The 18,321-nt window shown below is 51.0% G+C and carries 15 protein-coding genes and 2 pseudogenes; 9 read left to right on the top strand and 8 right to left on the bottom strand.

All coding sequences use genetic code 11. The annotated features are described in order from the left end of the window. Positions 1–60: 60 nt before the first annotated feature. A complete protein-coding gene (locus tag AC566Q_RS09170; RefSeq protein ID WP_499615997.1) occupies positions 61–1,002 on the bottom strand; it encodes an RDD family protein in 942 nt (313 codons plus the stop codon). A gap of 275 nt (positions 1,003–1,277) precedes the next feature. Between AC566Q_RS09170 and AC566Q_RS09165 the strand changes: the two genes are divergently transcribed. Further along, positions 1,278–2,339, top strand: a complete 1,062-nt coding sequence (locus AC566Q_RS09165) for a serine hydrolase domain-containing protein (RefSeq protein ID WP_499615994.1) — start codon at positions 1,278–1,280, stop codon at positions 2,337–2,339. Positions 2,340–2,411: 72 nt separating this feature from the next. Next, a complete protein-coding gene (locus AC566Q_RS09160; RefSeq protein ID WP_499615991.1) occupies positions 2,412–3,140 on the top strand; it encodes a glucosaminidase domain-containing protein in 729 nt (242 codons plus the stop codon). 16 nt (positions 3,141–3,156) lie between these two features. Here AC566Q_RS09160 and AC566Q_RS09155 read toward each other — a convergent pair whose 3' ends face one another. The 5 genes from AC566Q_RS09155 to rpsP all read right to left on the bottom strand — a co-directional run bounded on the left by AC566Q_RS09155 (position 3,157) and on the right by rpsP (position 5,705). Further along, positions 3,157–3,663 carry a maltose acetyltransferase domain-containing protein gene (locus tag AC566Q_RS09155; RefSeq protein WP_499615988.1) on the bottom strand — a complete coding sequence of 169 codons (507 nt, stop codon included), beginning with the start codon at positions 3,661–3,663 and terminating at the stop codon, positions 3,157–3,159. A 101-nt stretch (positions 3,664–3,764) separates the two neighbouring features. Then, positions 3,765–4,124, bottom strand: coding sequence for a 50S ribosomal protein L19 (gene rplS, locus AC566Q_RS09150; RefSeq protein ID WP_070174949.1), 360 nt, complete (start codon positions 4,122–4,124; stop codon positions 3,765–3,767). Positions 4,125–4,142: 18 nt separating this feature from the next. Further along, positions 4,143–4,904 carry a tRNA (guanosine(37)-N1)-methyltransferase TrmD gene (trmD, locus tag AC566Q_RS09145; protein ID WP_499615986.1) on the bottom strand — a complete coding sequence of 254 codons (762 nt, stop codon included), beginning with the start codon at positions 4,902–4,904 and terminating at the stop codon, positions 4,143–4,145. Continuing rightward, on the bottom strand, positions 4,905–5,426 hold the full coding sequence (rimM, locus tag AC566Q_RS09140; RefSeq protein ID WP_499615984.1) for a ribosome maturation factor RimM: 522 nt from the start codon (positions 5,424–5,426) through the stop codon (positions 4,905–4,907). It abuts the gene before it with no gap. A 27-nt stretch (positions 5,427–5,453) separates the two neighbouring features. After that, positions 5,454–5,705: a 30S ribosomal protein S16 gene (gene rpsP, locus AC566Q_RS09135; protein ID WP_105936082.1), complete on the bottom strand. Its 252-nt coding sequence runs from the start codon at positions 5,703–5,705 to the stop codon at positions 5,454–5,456. A gap of 270 nt (positions 5,706–5,975) precedes the next feature. Between rpsP and AC566Q_RS09130 the strand changes: the two are divergent. The 7 genes and pseudogenes from AC566Q_RS09130 (at position 5,976) to AC566Q_RS09100 (ending at position 15,256) form a co-directional block, all read left to right on the top strand. Continuing rightward, positions 5,976–7,709 (top strand): annotated as a pseudogene (locus tag AC566Q_RS09130) (ABC transporter transmembrane domain-containing protein). A 111-nt stretch (positions 7,710–7,820) separates the two neighbouring features. Continuing rightward, the gene (locus AC566Q_RS09125) at positions 7,821–8,879 is read left to right on the top strand and encodes an efflux RND transporter periplasmic adaptor subunit (RefSeq protein WP_499615980.1); all 1,059 of its coding nucleotides are present in this window, start codon (positions 7,821–7,823) and stop codon (positions 8,877–8,879) included. After that, the gene (locus tag AC566Q_RS09120; RefSeq protein WP_499615978.1) at positions 8,872–11,979 is read left to right on the top strand and encodes an efflux RND transporter permease subunit; all 3,108 of its coding nucleotides are present in this window, start codon (positions 8,872–8,874) and stop codon (positions 11,977–11,979) included. The genes AC566Q_RS09125 and AC566Q_RS09120 overlap by 8 nt, the downstream gene beginning before the upstream one ends. A gap of 219 nt (positions 11,980–12,198) precedes the next feature. Further along, positions 12,199–13,068 (top strand): annotated as a pseudogene (locus AC566Q_RS09115) (tyrosine-type recombinase/integrase). A 10-nt stretch (positions 13,069–13,078) separates the two neighbouring features. After that, a complete protein-coding gene (locus AC566Q_RS09110; protein WP_342632605.1) occupies positions 13,079–14,260 on the top strand; it encodes an IS91 family transposase in 1,182 nt (393 codons plus the stop codon). A 264-nt stretch (positions 14,261–14,524) separates the two neighbouring features. After that, complete coding sequence (locus AC566Q_RS09105; protein WP_499617428.1) at positions 14,525–14,992, top strand: MFS transporter; 468 nt, start codon at positions 14,525–14,527, stop codon at positions 14,990–14,992. A 69-nt stretch (positions 14,993–15,061) separates the two neighbouring features. After that, a complete protein-coding gene (locus tag AC566Q_RS09100; protein ID WP_487125385.1) occupies positions 15,062–15,256 on the top strand; it encodes a heavy-metal-associated domain-containing protein in 195 nt (64 codons plus the stop codon). Here AC566Q_RS09100 and cueR read toward each other — a convergent pair. Together cueR and AC566Q_RS09090 are read right to left on the bottom strand one after the other, a co-directional pair. After that, positions 15,253–15,705 (bottom strand): Cu(I)-responsive transcriptional regulator, encoded by a 453-nt coding sequence (gene cueR, locus AC566Q_RS09095; protein WP_487125386.1) that lies wholly within the window; start codon positions 15,703–15,705, stop codon positions 15,253–15,255. The genes AC566Q_RS09100 and cueR overlap by 4 nt on opposite strands. A gap of 12 nt (positions 15,706–15,717) precedes the next feature. Next, the gene (locus AC566Q_RS09090; protein ID WP_487125387.1) at positions 15,718–18,204 is read right to left on the bottom strand and encodes a heavy metal translocating P-type ATPase; all 2,487 of its coding nucleotides are present in this window, start codon (positions 18,202–18,204) and stop codon (positions 15,718–15,720) included. Positions 18,205–18,321: the final 117 nt, after the last annotated feature.

Raw genomic sequence — 18,321 nt, 5'->3', positions numbered from 1 at the left:
ACGTATTGAGGCAATCCCTGAGGGCTATCCCTGAGGGCAATCCCTGAGGGCAATCCCAACTCATAAACCGGTAGGATTAAACTCATAACTACCTACATCCCAACTCGACCAGATACCAATGTCGTAACCGTAATAGAGGTCGACAGAGATAACATCTTTGTCCATGGCATCGGGATAATGCACTAACACTTTTTCAGCTAATTCCCTTGCATATTCCATATCATCCACATGATTGGAATCGATATATACCGCCAGATCTACGCTGTTCTGCGAAGTATTTCCCTGGTCCGTGGGTTCGGCGTAATAGCTGGTTGAGCTGGCCATTATCCCTACGGCATTTACACCTGGCTCCTGCATTAATGCGGCCCGCGTTGCGAACATTTGTTCAAACTCGCCGGAGGAGAAAATTATGAAGATAAATCTAGGGCTAATAAAACCAACTATGAACAACAGTGCAACGATTACCAGGTGTGGCTTCCACACCTCTCTGACTTCCTCCTGTTGTGCACCGGCATAAACCACATAAGTACCAACGACCAGATCGTGCAGGGATTGCCGGGTTCGGCGGTTAAACAGATACAAATAAAGTATCGAGAAGGAACCGCCAACAAGCAAAGCCCCTATGGGATACATAAGCCAGAAAAATCCCTCATCTACTGGCAGAAAATCAATCTGTAAAGCAAAAGGGATACCGTACACACAATATCTCAGCAGTGAACGACCTAACGAGATAACCTGGTTATTACCGTCGACAACCCGAATTCCCAAAAGCTTTTTACCCAACGTCTGGCCATCAGCGTAGCGGCTGTTCATCACGCCGAAATAACCAAGTGAGATAAAGAAGCCTATGAATACCGACCAACCACCCATTTGTATAAACACAGGCTCCAGCACCAACCCCAGCGCAAATCCCCCCAGCGCCAATAATATTGAGTCGACAATCAGTGCGACTATTCGCCGCCAGAATCCGGATATCCAGGGTAAATCAGGTTGCTGAGTCATTTTCCATTCCTTATGTGCTTTAACTGACTTGTTAAGTGTGATTGATGCGAGCCGTCGGTGAGAGACGAGAAAGAAAATCAGTTCATCATGAACTGATGCCCGAGAAGCTTCTACCGGTTATATTATTTATCGTTTTACCATACCAATATAGCAAGCATAATCAGAATGTTAAGCAAAAAACCATCGGTAAAACACCTTGTTACAAAGGGTACTGGTAATCCATCACAACTGGCCTTAGGCTATGCTTATTCAACTCACTACACAGACTCGCGGTAATGCAACGTAAAACCGTTAATGCCCTACGGATACTGGCACTGGTTATCGTAATATCCAGCATCATGGTATTTGCACCAGTTAATGCCCTTTTTATTTATCTGGCGTCCCAGTCAAAAGATATACAGACTGAAGTCAACCGGGCCGTAAACAATGGTATTGCGGGCATGATTGTTTATGTGGATGAAGGCAATGGTATACCGGCAGAAAGCTATGCAGCAGGCCTGCATAACCAGCAAAGCGGACAGGTAGCACATACTGATGCACTGTTTAAAATTGCCAGTATCAGCAAACTCTATGTGGCAGCGGCGGTTTCGCGCCTGGCCGCAGATGGTCAGTTAGATCTCGATACCCCCTTGCTTGAGTTTTTACCCCAACAAGCAAGTCAAATAACCAATGCTGATAAAATTACCCTGCGCATGCTGGTACAACATCGAAGTGGTATTGCCAATTACACCGATGACCCTGCATTTAACTGGTTTGCACCGTTTGATGAAGCCAGCGTTACCGCACAAAGCCTGGCTTTGATTTATGATAAGCCAGCCTTATTTGAGCCGGGAGCAGAATACGCCTACTCCAACACTAACTATCTGTTGCTTGGCCGGATAATAGATAAAACGCTGGGTTACAGTTACCGTGATTATATCCAGAAAGAACTTATTCAGCCGCTGGGATTAGTCCATACCTTTGGAATTTTAAGCGAACCCTTACTCCCCTCGTTAATGAGTGGCTATGTGTCAGGGTACGATGATGACATGAAAGAACTCGCCTTTGTGAGCCCGGCAGGCGCAATGGTGGCTACAGCCAAAGACGTAGCAATTTTTCTCAGAGCACTCAATGATGGCTCATTACTTACTCAAGAAGAACAAGCGCTATACGACAGCCTGTATTTTAATAGTCATGATGGCTGGTTACCGGGCTATTTAAGTTTTGCCCGTTACGATGAACCCAGCGATACCGTGGTAGTGATATTTGCCAGCACCAGTGGCGATGAACCCTGGCTGATTTGTGATATTGTGCACACACGAATTCTTGCTGTGCTTAAAGCAAGAAAACAACAATAATGATCTGTTTTTGCCGCTGACTGCTATCAATTGGAAACAGATAATACCGTTGTGGTTAAAAACGGGGAGCCTATGATTAACCTGAAAAACAATAAAATCCTGCTGACGTTAGTCGCAATCCTGGTCGCCATTGCTTTGTGGTTTGCATTCTTCAGCAGAGTTACGCCGCCGGACTTCTCGCAGTATCAGGCTGGCCCTGAGCGTAAAACGGCTTTTTTTGGCTACTTTTCCCCCCTGGTGGCCGATGTGAACAAAGAAATACTGGCCGACAGGGCTGAAGTGAAAGAAGTCTGTACAGCGGATGTCGAGAACAACGCGGCCCTTTCTGATCTGGCAGTTAAATACCGGGTAGATAAAACGGATGTCGAGAAGGAGTCATTGTGCACAGTCTTACTGCGTAGAGTGGATATTATACCCGCTTCGCTGGCGCTGGCTCAGGCCGCTAACGAAAGTGCCTGGGGCACCTCAAGGTTTGCTCAGATGGGCAATAACTTTTTTGGCCAGTGGTGTTTTGTAAAGGGCTGCGGCATTGTGCCTAACGATCGCGGTCAGGACCAGGTGCATGAAGTAGCGGATTTCCGCTCCCCCCGCGACTCTGTGGCCAGCTATATGATGAACCTCAACAGTCATGATGCTTACCGAACGTTGAGAAACATCCGCCAGTCACTCAGAAAAAAGGATGCCGATATTACCGGCATTGAATTAAGTCACGGCTTAAACAGTTATTCAGAGCGCGGCGAAGAGTACGGCAAAGAGCTAAGAGCCATGATTAATTTTAATAAACTTACGCAGTACGACTAGCTGCTCGAACAGCTAACTACCGGGTAACCACTTTACCCGGTTCGACAACCGCACCTGCCGGGATAACTGCGCCCGGCAGTAGCGTGCAACCTTCACGCAATAGCACGTTATCGTCGATTTTAACGGGGCTGGCTTGTTGCCAGCCGGCTTTGCGTTTTGCCGCTTCCAGTGGGTGCGTGAGCGACGTAATCACAACGGCGTCCTCAATTTTAACGTTTGCGCCAAAAGACACGGGCGCCGCATCCAGGATCACTACCCTGTTGCCCATAGTAACCGGGCTATCAGCATAAATATTAATCCCGTAATCACAGGCAAAGTCACTGCCTGTAGCGGTATTTTTAGCGTTGGGTAAAAGCTGACTGATAAGCTGCTGGCGCTTTGCCACTTCGCTCACCGGTAATTGATTAAGCTCTCTGCATAAACGCTTAGCCAGCTCGCGCGCCTGCACTAATTGTGGGTGGTGGGTCTGATACCACTGGCCGCTATATATTTGCTGCCAGATAGCATCCTGTTGCTGGGTCATAATTAGAACGGTTAAATGAATGTTCACCGATGGTAAGCCACAAAAAAGCCCGCAACAAGTGCGGGCTTTCGAAGTTAACAGTAACGCAAGGATTAGTAATCTTAGTTAAGCTTCTCTTTGATACGTGCAGACTTACCTGAACGCTCACGCAGATAGTAAAGCTTGGCGCGACGAACTGCACCGCGACGTTTCACTTCAATAGAAGATACCGCCGGGCTGTGTGTTTGGAACACACGCTCTACGCCTTCGCCACTTGAAATTTTACGTACTGTAAAAGACGAGTGAAGACCACGGTTACGCTTAGCGATAACAACACCTTCGTATGCCTGAAGACGCTCTTTGTCACCTTCAGTTACACGAACTTTAACAATCACTGTGTCACCTGGGCCGAACGCAGGAACATCAGCTTTAAGCTGTGCTTGTTCAATTTTTTTGATGATATCTTGACTGACTTTGCTCATCATATCCTCTCATCCTAGTTAACTGTCATCTTGCTGCAACGACGCCTGAAATGCTTCCAGTAACCGTTGTTGCTCCTCAGTCAGAGCTAGGTCGTTTAATAACTCAGGGCGACGCAACCAGGTTCTACCTAAAGATTGTTGCAGACGCCACTGTCTGATTTTTTCGTGATCACCGCTTCTTAACACATCGGGCACCGCTTTACCGTCGAGTACTTCCGGGCGGGTATAGTGTGGGCAATCCAGCAAACCATGAGTAAATGAGTCTTCAACTGCAGAATCGCTGTGACCGAGTACTCCCGGCACTAACCGTGCAATTGCGTCCATCATCACCATGGCAGGCAGTTCGCCGCCACTTAACACGTAATCACCAATTGACCATTCTTCGTCAACATGGCTTTCAATTACGCGCTCATCCACCCCTTCGTACCGGCCACATAACAAGATTAACTTGTTGTTGGCTGCCAGCGACTTAACGCCAGCCTGGGTTAGCGGTTTACCCTGTGGAGACAGGTAAATCACTTTACTGTTTTCACCGCCAGCCTGTTTGGCTGCGGTAATTGCGTCAGTAAGCGGTTTAACCATCATCAGCATGCCAGGACCACCACCATAAGGGCGATCATCGACTGTGCGATGACGATCGTGTGTAAAGTCTCGTGGGTTAAAGTGTTCAACTGCCAGTATGCCGTTCTTCACTGCCCGCCCTATTACTCCTTGTTGAGTAAAAGGTGCGAACATTTCAGGAAACAAACTGATAATGCCGAACCATTTTTCCGCGGTCACTTAAAACCCCGGATCCCATTCAACCGTAATCACCCGCTCGGTTTTATCTACCGTTTGTACAACAGAGTCGAATACAAACGGTATTAGTCTTTCTTTCTGACCAAAAGCATCGTTTGCCTTTGCCTTAACGCGGATCACGTCGTTGGCGCCGGTATTAAACACTTCTTTAACCACACCCAGTTGGTAACCTTGCGTAGTTACCACCTGCATACCGTTAAGCTCACGCCAGTAAACCTCATCGTCACCCAATTCAGGGAGTTGCTCAGCGTCGATACTGATATCCAGGTTTTTAATGCGCTCGGCATCATCCCGGCTATCGATATCAATCAGCTTCGCTACGATGGCTTTGCCATGCGGTCGCCATTGATCAATCTGGTATTCTCTGTCATCAGCCAGTAACCACGGGCTGTAGTCAAAAATACCTTCTGGTACCTCGGTAAAGCTGTTGATTTTGACCCAACCTTTAACACCATATGGCGCACCGATTTTGCCAATAACCACTTTGTCAGACGCTTGACTCATCTAAACCTACCAGAAATTAAGGACAGCTTACGCTGCCGCTTTTTTAGCTTCTTTTACCAAGCTGTTAACGCGCTCAGATAAGCTTGCGCCAACACCAACCCAGTACTCTACACGCTCAAGATCTAAACGCAGACGCTCAGCCTGACCTTGTGCAGTTGGGTTAAAGAAACCGACGTTTTCGATGAAACGACCGTTTCTTGCACGGCTGCTTTCTGCAACCACTACTTGATAAAATGGACGCTTTTTGGCGCCACCACGCTGTAAACGAATAGTAACCATAAATGCCTCAAACTCGTTGTAGCGTTACCGTTAACTTACCTTTTCAAACCCTGAATGAAATACATACAAGGCGAAAGGCCGCGGAATTATACGTATACGCAATGAAATTGCAAGGCTTATCAGCGATTAATTGCCCTGAACAGGCACAATAAAACGAGCCAGAAAGTAACCTGGCTCCTCCTTTACACTTTTTAACTCATCTTAACTGGGCATCGCAAGGACTCTCACTCATAATACTCACAACAGAACAATCACTCCCATGGTCATGCATTGATATTAACCAAAGACGTACTGATATGGCTGGCACAGTTGCTCAAGCCCTACAAGCTTAAAGTAGTTTGTGCAGTTATCGCACTTACTGTTGCGGCTGCCGCCTGGCTGCTGCTCGGCCAGGGCATAAAGCTCACTGTTGATGAAGGACTCAGCGCCGGCAACATTAACCGGCTGGATGCAGCCATCGGCTGGGTTATTTTGTTTGCCGTAGTTGGTTGCCTGGCCACTTACTTTCGCTTCTATCTGATGACCTGGCTGGGCGAGCGTATCAGCGCCGATATTCGTATTCAGGTTTATCATCATCTGCTCACGCTAACACCGGGCTTTTTTGCCGAAACCCGCACCGGCGAGGTGATCTCCCGCTTTACCAACGATACCAGTGTCATTCAAACCGTTGTGGGTATGAGTTTATCCATGGCCCTGCGTTCGCTGGTGGGATTTGTGGGCGCTCTCATTTTAATGACCTTTACCAGCCCCATGCTGACCTTGTGTGTACTGGTGGCCGTGCCCTTTATATTGTTACCGCTCAAACTTATTGCGCCAAAAGTGCGCCATTATTCACGCCTCAGTCAGGACCGCATTGCCGACATGGGCTCTCAAATAGATGAAACCCTACACGAAATCATGGTGGTGCAGGCATTTAATGCAGTATCCGGCGAACAACAAAAATTCACCCAGAAAGTTAGCTCTGCCCTGCAGGCCGCTGCCACGCGCATTCATTACCGCTCAATGTTAATCGGCGTTATCATGCTGGTGAGTATGTTATCGGTTATTGGCATTAGCTGGCTGGGGATCCGTCAGGTCATGAGCGGCGAAATCAGCGCGGGCTAACTCTCTGCTTTCTTATTTTATGCGGTGCTGGCCGGCAGTAGTATTGCCACCATCAGCGAAGTCCTCGGTGATATTCAGCGCGGTGTGGGGGCCAGTGAACGGCTGCTGGAACTGTTGGCCACAAAAGCTAATAACAATTCTGGTCAGGTGGTGCTACCAACACTCGATTCGCCGCCGCAAATCAGTTTTGAGCAGGTGAACTTTGGGTATACCGAACACGCTACCTTATTTAAAGACTTCTCTTTACAGGTGCAACCAGGCGAGTGCGTGGCGCTGGTAGGTCCAAGCGGCGCAGGGAAATCGTCTTTATTTCAATTGCTCCAGCACTTCTACTCTATTCAAGGCGGCGCCATCAAACTCAATGACAGCCCGGTTACCGAACTTACCCTCGACAGCCTGCGTCAACAAATTGCTCTGGTACCTCAGGAACCGGTTATTTTTGCCAGTACCGTGATTGAAAACATTCGCTATGGCCGGCCCACCGCCAGCGAAGCCGAGGTGGTTGAAGCGGCAAAACAGGCGTTTGCCGATGACTTTATTAATGAGCTCAGCGACGGTTATCACACTCAACTCGGTGAACGCGGCGTAAAGCTCTCAGGTGGTCAGCGTCAGCGTATCGCTATTGCCCGCGCGTTTCTGGCGGATCGCCCGGTGCTGTTGCTTGATGAAGCCACCAGCGCACTCGACGCGGTAAGTGAACATAAAGTCCAGCAGGCACTTAAGTACCTGATAAAAGGACGCACCACACTGGTGATTGCTCACCGTCTGGCCACGGTGCAAATGTGCGATCGTATCGTTGTAATGGATAACGGTACGGTCAGAGGCTCCGGAAAACACGAGGAATTGATGAAAAGCGACACCCTGTATAAGGAGTACGCCGAGTTGCAACTCATTCCCTAGCCCGCTAACACACCTTTGGCGATAATACGAATTATTAACAATAAAATAAAAATGCTCCCTCCTTTGTGTTAACTACGTAGCAGTTGATGATGGAGGTATTCAGGAAGCGACATGATAAAAAATTTGAAAAGAATGCTCTGTATAGGTGCTCTGGCTCACCTGGTAATAATGACAACTCCGGTCTCAGCGCAGAGCTGGGGCGGCAGGGGCAACAGTGCCAAGCTCGTTGTCCTCAATAAAATTGAGTTTATGCATGAACAGAAAAATGTAGAAGCGGTTGGCACTGCCGAAGCGGTTAAGTCTGTCACCCTCCACCCCGCCGTAGCTGATGAAGTGACCGCGGTAAATTTCGTGCCGGGACAAAAAGTCAATAAGGGCGATATTCTGCTGACCCTGGATGATCGCCGCCAGGTGGTTGCAGTACGCCGTGCTGAATTACAACTTGAAGATACTGAGCGAGCTTTGAAGCGCCTGGTCGACAGCCGCGACCGGGGTGCAGTGGCAGAAAGTGAAATCGATATCGCCCGCACCGCCCGCGACCTGGCAAAAGTGACCCTTGATGAAGCCAAAGCCGATTTGGAAGACCGCCACATTGCGGCGCCTTTTTCTGGCTATGTGGGTTTAACCGACGTAGAAGTTGGCGACCGGATAACCACCACTACCGTCATTACGACCCTCGATGACCGTTCCAGTTTATATGTGAATTTTCGTGCACCGGAGTCTGCGGTATCGCTGTTAATGTCTGAAACCTCGGTGACATTACAGCCCTGGGCTTCGCGGGATGTATCGCTAACCGCGGATATTGCGCAGCTGGACTCGCGTATAAATAATACTGACCGTACTATGGCGGCGCGAGCTTTACTGCCCAACGAACGCGACCGCTACCGTCCGGGCATGAGTTTTCGGGTAAAACTCAATCTGCAGGGTGAACGATACGCCGCTATCCCTGAAGCTGCTTTATTGTGGGGCGCTACCGGTGCATATATTTACACCGCGGTAGATAACAAAGCCAAGCGTGTGGATGTGAGTGTGCATCAACGTCTGCGCGGTACAATTCTGGTGAGTGGCGATTTAACTGACGGCGATCTGCTGGTTGCAGAAGGTATTCAGTCGCTGCGTGAAGGCCAGTCTATTACCACCTCATTGGCGCGGAGAGACACCAATGAGTAACCTTGCTGACAATCATAACGACCTGCCCTCGTTATCGATTCGCCGTCCGGTACTTATTATTGTATTAAACCTGCTAATTGCGATTGCCGGCTATGCCGCCTTAAACGGGCTTGAAGTACGTGAACTGCCCGATGTAGACACGCCAACCATTACGGTAAGTGCGCAATATCCTAATGCGTCACCGGAAACGGTAGATGCAGAAGTCACCGCTCACCTCGAAGGTGCGGTAGCCCGGGTGAGTGGCGTGAAAAACATCTACGCCCAGAGCGAAGAAAACTCGGCCCGGGTGCGGGTGGAATTTCGCCCCGGCATTAACCTTGACGATGCCGCCAACGAAACTCGTGAATCAGTCAGCCGCGTACAACGGCAATTGCCCGATGAAGTAGAACAGGTGTCTATTATCAAGGCAGATAACGATGCTCAGGCCGTTGTTAGTCTGGCTATTTCCAGCGAAACCCTCGATGCGGAAACACTCACAGAGAGAGTTGATACCGATTTAGCGCCGCTATTTTTAAGTATTCCCGGCGTGGCAGATGTTACCCTTAACGGCGATCGCGAACGGGTACTGCGAGTCTCGGTAGATCCTCTGCGCCTTACCAGCTTTGGGTTGTCGATGACTGACGTAGCCAATGTGCTGCGCACCGCCCCGTTTGACGTACCGGCAGGCAGCATCCAGTCCAGCGATCAGATGCTCATCGTGCGGGCCGACGCCACTTCCCTCACCGCCGAAGATATCAAAGACATTGTGATTACCGGCGATACCCGCATTGGAGATGTGGCCAGTGTGTATTTCGGTCCGGCCGATTCCACCAGCGCCGTGCGCCTCGACGGCAAACCGGTAATTGGTATTGGTGTTATCCGTCAGGCCAGCTCAAACACCATTGAGATTTCGGATGAAATTCTGGCCATGGTCGACACCTTCGATGAGCGCTTTCCTGAAATGCAAATTCAGGTTACCTCCGATGACGCCGAATTTATTCGCGACTCGGTGGAAGAGGTCGCCTTTTCCCTGGGCTTAACCATTATTCTGGTGGTGTTTACCCCGCTGTTTTTTATCGGTTCCTGGCGGGCGACCATTGTGCCAGCGTTATCCATTCCGGTATCTCTGACGGGTGCCCTGGCAATCATCTGGCTGCTCGGCTTTTCAGTAAATATTCTAACCCTGCTGGCACTGGTTCTCGCCACCGGCATGATTGTAGATGACGCCATCGTGGTATCAGAAAACATTCAGCGACGCCGTGCCATGGGCTTAGGTGCCAGAGCAGCAGCCGTAATTGGCACCCGGGAAGTATTTTTCGCGGTTATCGCTACCACGGCGGTATTAGCGTCGGTATTCATCCCCATTGCTTTTCTGCCTTCAACGGCCGGGCGATTATTCCGAGAATTTGGCGGTGTACTGGCCGGCTCAGTGATTATTTCCTCTTTTGTGGCCTTGTCACTGGTACCCGCACTAACCGCCCGACTGCCGGTAAAATCACCAAAAGCCAATAAACGCAGTTTGTTTGATGCCACGCTGGGCCGACTCGGTCACTACTGCCTGCAGTTTTACAAAACCACCCTGGTATGGTCGTTAAGATACGCCTGGTTAGTGCTGGCATTGTGTTTACTGGCTGCTGGCGGCGCTTACTTTACGTCACAGAGCATTGAAAACGAGTTACTGCCCAGCGAAGACCGCGGCACCATTCGGATATTTGCCCGCGGGCCAGACGGCGTAGGACGCAACTTTATGGACCGCCAGGCCATGAGTATGGAAAGCCTGTTGATGCCATACGTGGAAAGTGAGGAAATCGCGTCGATTTACACTGTAGTAGGCAGTTGGGATCCGAACATCGTATTCATTACCGCCGATTTGAAACACTGGGATGAGCGTGACAAATCGGTACAGGAAATCATTGGTGAAATACGCCCTAAACTGCAATCAGTGCCGGGAGCACCGGGTAATGCCTTTGGTGGCAACAGTCTCAATCTGCGAGGTCAGAGTGGTGGCCTTGAGCTGGCGCTTACCGGTGACACCTACGAGCGTATTTATGACGCTGCCCTGGTCTATGCTGCGGCCATTGAAGAGCAAATGCCGGAGCTAGGTGCGCCCCGAATTAGCTATAAACCCACTCAGCCGCAATTGCGAGTTAACATCGACCGCCGCCGGGCTGATGAGTTAGGTGTACCGCTTAGTGATATATCCTCAACCCTGCGTGCCGCTATCGGCGGTAATGACATCATTGATTTGAATATTGGCGATCAGGCTATCCCTATCATTCTGCAAACCAATGACAGAAATACCAGCGATCCGTCTGACCTCACCAACCTGTATGTGAAGTCAGATAACGGCAGTCTTATCCCGTTATCCAGCGTGGCCTACATCACTGAAGAAGGTGTAGCTGCCGAGCTAGAGCGTCAGGCCCAGCGCCGCGCCATCAAACTCGACATGAGCATGCCGGAAGATATCACTATCAATGATGCCGTAACGAAGCTTAGAAACATTGGTGACGAAGTGCTGCCGGAAGGCATTGGTACGATTTTCCTCGGCGAGGCACAAGCATACGAGGAAACCTCACAACAAGTCGCCATGACTTACATCTTGGCGTTTGTGATTGTGTTTTTAGTACTGGCCGCGCAGTTCGAAAGTGTGAACAGCGCAGTGGTTGTTATGCTCACCGTGCCATTCGGTATCGCTGCTGCAATTTATGCCCTTTACCTTACGAACACCTCAATCAATGTGTATTCACAAATTGGGCTGGTGATGCTGATAGGTCTGCTGGCCAAGAATGCCATCCTGCTGGTTGAATTTGCTGACCAATTACGTGATCGTGGTTATGGTGTATACGACGCAATAGTTGAAGCCGGTAAGGTTCGCCTACGCCCGATAATGATGACGCTGGTTTCCACGATTTTAGGTGGATTACCGCTCATCTTATCCAGCGGCGCCGGTGCCGAAGCCCGTAACGCCATTGGCTGGGTGGTGTTTGGTGGGCTTGGTATTGCGGTAATCTTTACCCTTTACCTCACGCCGGTTATCTACCTTGGACTTGCGCGTTTTACCAAACCACGGGCAGATGAAACAAGACAGCTTGAAGATGAATTGGCAGCTGCCGAGGTATAAAACCGTTATTTAACGATTAACCAGCCCGCTTAATGCGGGCTGTTTTTATTGCGGCGGACAAATTTGTAGCGAACTTTCCAGGGCGGCTATGAGCGATGGACTAAACCGCTCCGCGGTAGTAGTGCCGCCCCCACCTCATTAATTATATTCTGATCTCGTTCCCCGCTTCTAAGCTGAAGGAAGGGCAATGTCGCCCTGAATTCACTCAGGAGTGAAACCATGAGTTACTTTGAAGGATCCAACCCCATACGCCAACGCATGATTGAAGATATGACCATGCGTAGGCTCAGTCCTAAAACGCAAATAGGCTACATCAGAGGCGTGAAGAAACTCGCTACCTTTTTGAAACGCTCGCCAGAGGATGCCACGGCTGAAGAATTGCGCCAATTCCAACTCGCATTGGCCGAGCAAGGTACATCTAACATCACCATCAATGCCACGTTATCGGGTTTAACGTTCTTATTTCATAAGTCCTTGAATCGACCCGATGTGATGCTCAAAGTCAGCACCGTGCCGGTGCCAAGGAAGTTGCCGACGGTATTGAGTAAAGAGGAAGTCAAGCAACTGATTGATGCCACACATAGCATCAAATACAAAGCTGCCTTCTCGGTCGCTTATGGGGCTGGGTTACGGATTGGTGAAGTGGTGATGTTGAAGGTGACGGATATCGACAGTTCTCGCATGCTATTGCGCGTTGAGTAAGGTAAAGGGAAGAAAGACAGAATGGCAATGTTATCGCCGATGCTGTTGAGTACACTTCGCCAATGGTACAAACATGCCAAAGCGCATCACTTAATGCTACCGGGTGGGTGGTTGTTCCCAGGGCAAAATCCGTTAAACCCACTTGGCACCCGTCAACTCAGTCGTGCCTGTCAGTCTGCGTGTCTGGATGCAGGACTGAATAAAAAAGTCTCCATGCACACCTTACGGCACAGTTTCGCCACGCACTTACTGGAAGATAAAGTCGATATTCGCATCATCCAAACGCTGTTGTGGCATAGTAAACTGGAAACCACTGCGCTGTATGCACAAGTCGCCAGTAAACTCTTGCGAGAGGTGGTGAGTCCGTTAGATACACTGGCATTGTGAGCGTGATGTTATGTCGAGTTGTTCACGGCCACCGCTTGAGGTGGCGGATGTGTTTCGTCTGTCTGGTACGCAGTATAAAAGCGCTCAGCATGGGCGTTTAAGCTTAGCTCAACTGAAAGTGATGTCAGCCATTGAGCGTTGTCGAAGTGCCCAATTAGGTGCTCATCACCTGCACTGCGAACACTGTCATACCGATGCCATCGCATATAACTCCTGCCGTAATCGTCACTGTCCGAAGTGCCAGGGTTCAAGCGCCAAACGCTGGTTTGCAGCCAGAGAGCAGCAGTTGTTACCTGTAGAGTACTACCATGTGGTGTTTACCTTACCTGGTGAGGTAGCACAACTGGCCTTTTACAATAAAGCACAGATGTATCAGTTGTTGTTTAAAGCCGCATCACAAACGTTGCTGACCATTGCCGGTGATACGCGACACTTAGGCGCTGAGGTTGGCACCACTATGGTGTTGCATACGTGGGGCTCCGCGATGATGCATCATCCTCATGTGCATTGCATTGTGCCCGGTGGCGGGCTGGATAACGCTAAGCAATGGAAAGCGTGTAAAAAGGGCTTCTTCTTGCCGGTCAGAGTGTTATCACGCTTGTTCCGCCGTTTGTATATGCAAGGCGTACGTGAGTTATACGAATCGACGCAGTTACTGTGCTTCGGGGAGTTGACGCAGACCAGTGGCTTTGAACACGCCGGGCACTTTATGGCATGGTGCAAACAGCAACAATCCATGGAATGGGTGGTGTATGCCAAACCGCCGTTTGCAGGACCACAAGCGGTGCTGAAGTACCTGTCGCGTTATACGCATCGTGTAGCGATTGCGAATCGCCGACTACAATCCGTTGATGAAACACATGTCTCGTTCACCTATAAGGATTACCGGCGCAAAGGAAACAACATGCACCGGACGATGCAACTGACGTGTGACGAGTTCATGCGTCGATTCTTATTGCATGTCTTACCAACCGGGTTTCATCGTATCCGGCATTATGGGTTACTGGCCAGTAAAGCCAAACTCAATATGGCCAGACAAGCCCTGCACGTAGCTCCGCCGCCAGACATCAAAAAGACGGCCAATGAATCGGAGACAGACTCAGCACCCTTCGTGTGCAGGCAATGTCAATCACCGATGAAGGTGTCGGCGCTCAGGCTACCTGCATACTTACCAAGAGCGCCCCCTAAATAGGCAGAGTGCTTAAGGAGATAAAAAAGCGCCTTTACTGGTGAGGATGATGCTTTACCTGAAACGCTATAAACCCCATGACAATGAATAGAATGAGACAACCGAGCTGAATAAAAACGTGAAAATCAGATGCAAATAGAAACAAAGCGCCACTGGAAACACGTGATCTTGGCGATCATCCTCTACAGCAGACTCATATCCACCATCGAAATCCCCATAGCCAAACCACAGGGGTAACATCCCGCGGTTTCGTCCACCGAAGATTATCTGATATCTGCCCGAGCTGTTCTTACCGGACTGACCGCCGCTTTCAGCGACCTGCCGTCTTTCTGGTACATGATCATGGCGGGATGGTTTGTGATGGGGTTTGCCTATTCGATGAGCATTACGCCATCGGGGCGTTTGCTTAAACGCTCGGCCAATGCCGATGATCGTCCGGCGATTTTTGCCGCGCAATTCTCGCTAAGCCATGCCTGCTGGCTGATCTGCTATCCGCTGGTCGGATGGCTGGGCGCGAAGATGGGACAGGAGTTTGCATTCGGCGCAATGGCCGTCATTGCGTTTGCCGGAACACTGACAGGCTTCATGATATGGCCCGCCAATGATCCCGACATTGTGCCGCACGGACATGAAAACCTTGCGCCGGATCACCCGCATTTAAAAGAAGCGCATGCGTCCAAGGACGGACATGCTTTTGTGATCGATGATCTGCACCAGCAATGGCCGCGCGGATAAAAACCCCTTGACCTTCCAACGATGGGAAGCCCCATACTTAAACTATAAGCAACAAAAGGAGGCTTTATCATGAAACTGCATATTGAAAACATGACCTGTGGCGGCTGCGCCCGTGGCGTGACGGCAGCGATCAAATCGCTCGATCCGCAAGCGGATGTCAAAGCCGATCCGCCAAGCCGCAGCGTTGAAGTCGTTACCTCGGCCAGCAAAGAACAAGTGGAAGCTGCGCTCTGCGAAGTTGGCTTCCCGCCAACGAAAGACTAACGCTTCTTTTTGATAGAAGTAACTGCACCTTTACGGGCGGCAGGACGGCTGGTGGTCTTGGCAGACTTTTCGAGGCCTTCCAGGATCGGACATTCCGGCCTTCCGTCGCCCGCGCAGCAGCTGACGAGCGTCTGCAATGTATCCGCCATTTCCTGCATATCCTGAATGCGCTGCTGCAGATCGACGATATGCTTTTGCGCCACCTTCTTCACGTCCGAGCTTTTGCGTGAACGATCTCCCCACAATGCCAGCAATTCGCTGATCTCCGCCACCTGGAAGCCCAGATCACGCGCCCTTCTTACAAACTGCAAACGGTGAATATCGCTTTGCGAATAGGAACGATAACCCGATGCCGTGCGGTCACTCGGCGGGATCAGTTTTATTTCTTCATAATAGCGGATCATCTTGGCCGATACGCCGGATGCCTTGGCAGCTTCACCGATATTCATAGTTTCTCTCCTTTATTCTTGCCCCATAGGCGGTTGAAAGCGCCGCAAACGCAGCGCGTTCCCCAGCACAAAGACGCTCGACATGGCCATTGCACCCGCCGCAAAGATCGGCGAAAGCAGGATGCCATAGGTGGGATAAAGCACACCTGCCGCGACCGGAATTAAGGCCGTGTTGTAGGCAAAGGCCCAGAACAGGTTCTGGCGGATATTGCCGATGGTCGCCTTGGATAGGGCGATGGCATTCGGCACGCCCTGCAGATTGCCTGACATCAACACGACATCGGCGGACTCCATCGCGACATCCGTGCCTGTGCCGATGGCAAGCCCGACATCGGCTTCCGCCAAGGCAGGCGCGTCATTGATGCCGTCACCGACAAAGGCGATCTGGCCGTATTGGGCTTTGAGGCGCTTCACAGCCTCAACCTTGCCCTCCGGCAGCACTTCGGCCACCACTTCGTCAATGCCGAGCTTGGCGGCAATGGCCTGCGCCGTGCGGGCGTTGTCGCCCGTGATCATGGCTACTTTCAGACCCAGATCGTGCAGGGCCTTGATCGCCGCAGGTGTGGATGCCTTGATCGGGTCGGCCACGGCCACAATGGCGGCCAGTTTGCCTCCGATGGCGGCATAGAGCGGGGATTTACCTTCGCTGGCCAGACGCTCCGCCGTGGCGGCGAATACGCCTGTATCAAGGCCCAGCTCCCGCATATAGCGATCCGCACCTACCTCGATATTCACGCCATTAACCACAGCCTTCACGCCCATGCCTGTTACAGAATCAAAATCACTCAAAGACGGAATGGCAATGCCTTCTTCTTTTGCGGCATCGACAATGGCGCGGGCAATCGGGTGTTCGGAGCGGGATTCAACCGCTGCGATCTGGCCCAAGACCTGGCTGCGCTCGAAACCGTCCGCCACTTCCAAATCAGTCAGCGCCGGGTGGCCCTCGGTCAGCGTTCCGGTTTTATCGACGGCCACGACCTTGGCATCTTTCAAAAGCTGCAGAGCTTCGCCCTTACGGAAAAGAACACCGAGTTCCGCGCCGCGTCCCGTGCCAACCATGATCGAGGTTGGTGTGGCCAGACCCATGGCGCAAGGGCATGCGATAATCAGGACAGCAACGGCGTTCACAAGCGCAAAGGTTAGCGCTGGTGACGGGCCGTAAGCCAGCCAAACAAGAAACGTCACGGTGGCCGCTGCCAGAACGGCTGGAACGAACCACATGGTCACACGGTCGACCACAGCTTGAATCGGCAGTTTTGAACCTTGCGCCTGTTCGACAAGGCGGATGATCTGCGCCAGCATGGTTTGCCCGCCGACAGCCGTGGCTTTCAACGTAAATGCGCCTTTCTGGTTGACCGTGCCGCCCACGACTGTGCTGCCGATGGTTTTCTCGACAGGGATCGGTTCGCCCGTGATCATGGATTCATCGACAAAGCTTTTGCCATCCAGCACTTCACCATCGACCGGGACGCGCTCACCGGGGCGTACCTCGATAATATCGCCAAGCACAACCTCGCTGATCGGAATATCGATGAATTGCCCATTGCGCTGGACGTGTGCGACTTTGGCTTGCATGCCGATCAGGCGTTTGATCGCTTCGGATGTGCGGCCTTTGGCGCGGGCTTCCATGAATTTACCAAGCAGCACCAAGGCCACGATTACGGCAGCGGCTTCATAATAGACATTGACCGTGTTTTCCGGCAACAAGTGCGGCAGGAAGGTCGCCACCAGCGAGTAGCCGTAAGCGGCCAATGTCCCGACCGACACGAGAGAATTCATGTCCGGCGCAAGGCGCATCAGCGCGGGGAAACCCTTTTTATAAAAACGCCAGCCCGGTACGGTCAGCACAAAGCTCGTCAGCGCGAATTGAATATACCAGCTGAGTTTCATGCCGATGACGTTCATTACGAAATCATGCACGGCGGGGATCATGTGCGATCCCATTTCCAATGCAAACACAGGTGCGGCAAAAACGGCAGCCAAGATCAAATCTCTTTTTAGTGCTTTGCGTTCCGCATCCTTTTGTTCGGAATTATCTTCAATCTCACCTGTGGCTTCGATTAGGCGGGCTTCATAGCCTGCACCGACTACGGCGGCAATCAAGGCATCGCTGCTGGCCGATCCGCGCACGGTGGCGCGTTCGGTGGCGAGGTTTACAACCGCATCGGTAACGCCCGGTACAGCTTTAAGGGCTTTTTCAACACGGCCCACGCAAGAGGCGCAAGTCATGCCGCCAATAGCAAGTTCGGTCGCGCTGGTGCGCTCCGGCACATCATAGCCTGCATCTTTGACCGCTTGGACGAGCGCAGCACGGTCAACTGGGCCGGATGGTTTGATCTCCGCTTTTTCGGTGGCAAGATTGACAGCAACGCTGCCCACGCCTTCGACCTTGGAAAGTGCTTTCTCAACGTGGAAAACGCAGGATGCGCACGTCATGCCTTCGATTGGCAGAGAGATATTCGAGGCGCTGGATGCATTTTTTGGGTTATGGGCTGTCATGGCCGACTCCTTCAATTAAATTCCATATCCTTCATATAGTACACCTTCCCATCATTGGAAGGTCAAGAAATAGATTTATCACGGAAATAATGAGTTAAGTGGCTGGCTTTTTAACAC

It is taken from the genome of Alteromonas sp. H02 (genome assembly GCF_059682525.1).
This window is presented reverse-complemented; position numbering and strand designations above follow the sequence as displayed.

What these genes read in the sequence shown, in the direction of transcription:
- AC566Q_RS09125 (WP_499615980.1), top strand. Translation starts at nt 7,821, where the DNA reads ATGATAAAAAATTTGAAAAGAATGCTCTGTATAGGTGCTCTGGCTCAC.
- rpsP (WP_105936082.1), bottom strand. Translation starts at nt 5,705, where the DNA reads ATGGTTACTATTCGTTTACAGCGTGGTGGCGCCAAAAAGCGTCCATTT.
- AC566Q_RS09090 (WP_487125387.1), bottom strand. Translation starts at nt 18,204, where the DNA reads ATGACAGCCCATAACCCAAAAAATGCATCCAGCGCCTCGAATATCTCT.
- AC566Q_RS09155 (WP_499615988.1), bottom strand. Translation starts at nt 3,663, where the DNA reads ATGACCCAGCAACAGGATGCTATCTGGCAGCAAATATATAGCGGCCAG.
- AC566Q_RS09120 (WP_499615978.1), top strand. Translation starts at nt 8,872, where the DNA reads ATGAGTAACCTTGCTGACAATCATAACGACCTGCCCTCGTTATCGATT.
- AC566Q_RS09100 (WP_487125385.1), top strand. Translation starts at nt 15,062, where the DNA reads ATGAAACTGCATATTGAAAACATGACCTGTGGCGGCTGCGCCCGTGGC.
- rplS (WP_070174949.1), bottom strand. Translation starts at nt 4,124, where the DNA reads ATGAGCAAAGTCAGTCAAGATATCATCAAAAAAATTGAACAAGCACAG.
- AC566Q_RS09165 (WP_499615994.1), top strand. Translation starts at nt 1,278, where the DNA reads ATGCAACGTAAAACCGTTAATGCCCTACGGATACTGGCACTGGTTATC.
- AC566Q_RS09170 (WP_499615997.1), bottom strand. Translation starts at nt 1,002, where the DNA reads ATGACTCAGCAACCTGATTTACCCTGGATATCCGGATTCTGGCGGCGA.
- rimM (WP_499615984.1), bottom strand. Translation starts at nt 5,426, where the DNA reads ATGAGTCAAGCGTCTGACAAAGTGGTTATTGGCAAAATCGGTGCGCCA.
- AC566Q_RS09160 (WP_499615991.1), top strand. Translation starts at nt 2,412, where the DNA reads ATGATTAACCTGAAAAACAATAAAATCCTGCTGACGTTAGTCGCAATC.
- AC566Q_RS09110 (WP_342632605.1), top strand. Translation starts at nt 13,079, where the DNA reads ATGTCGAGTTGTTCACGGCCACCGCTTGAGGTGGCGGATGTGTTTCGT.
- cueR (WP_487125386.1), bottom strand. Translation starts at nt 15,705, where the DNA reads ATGAATATCGGTGAAGCTGCCAAGGCATCCGGCGTATCGGCCAAGATG.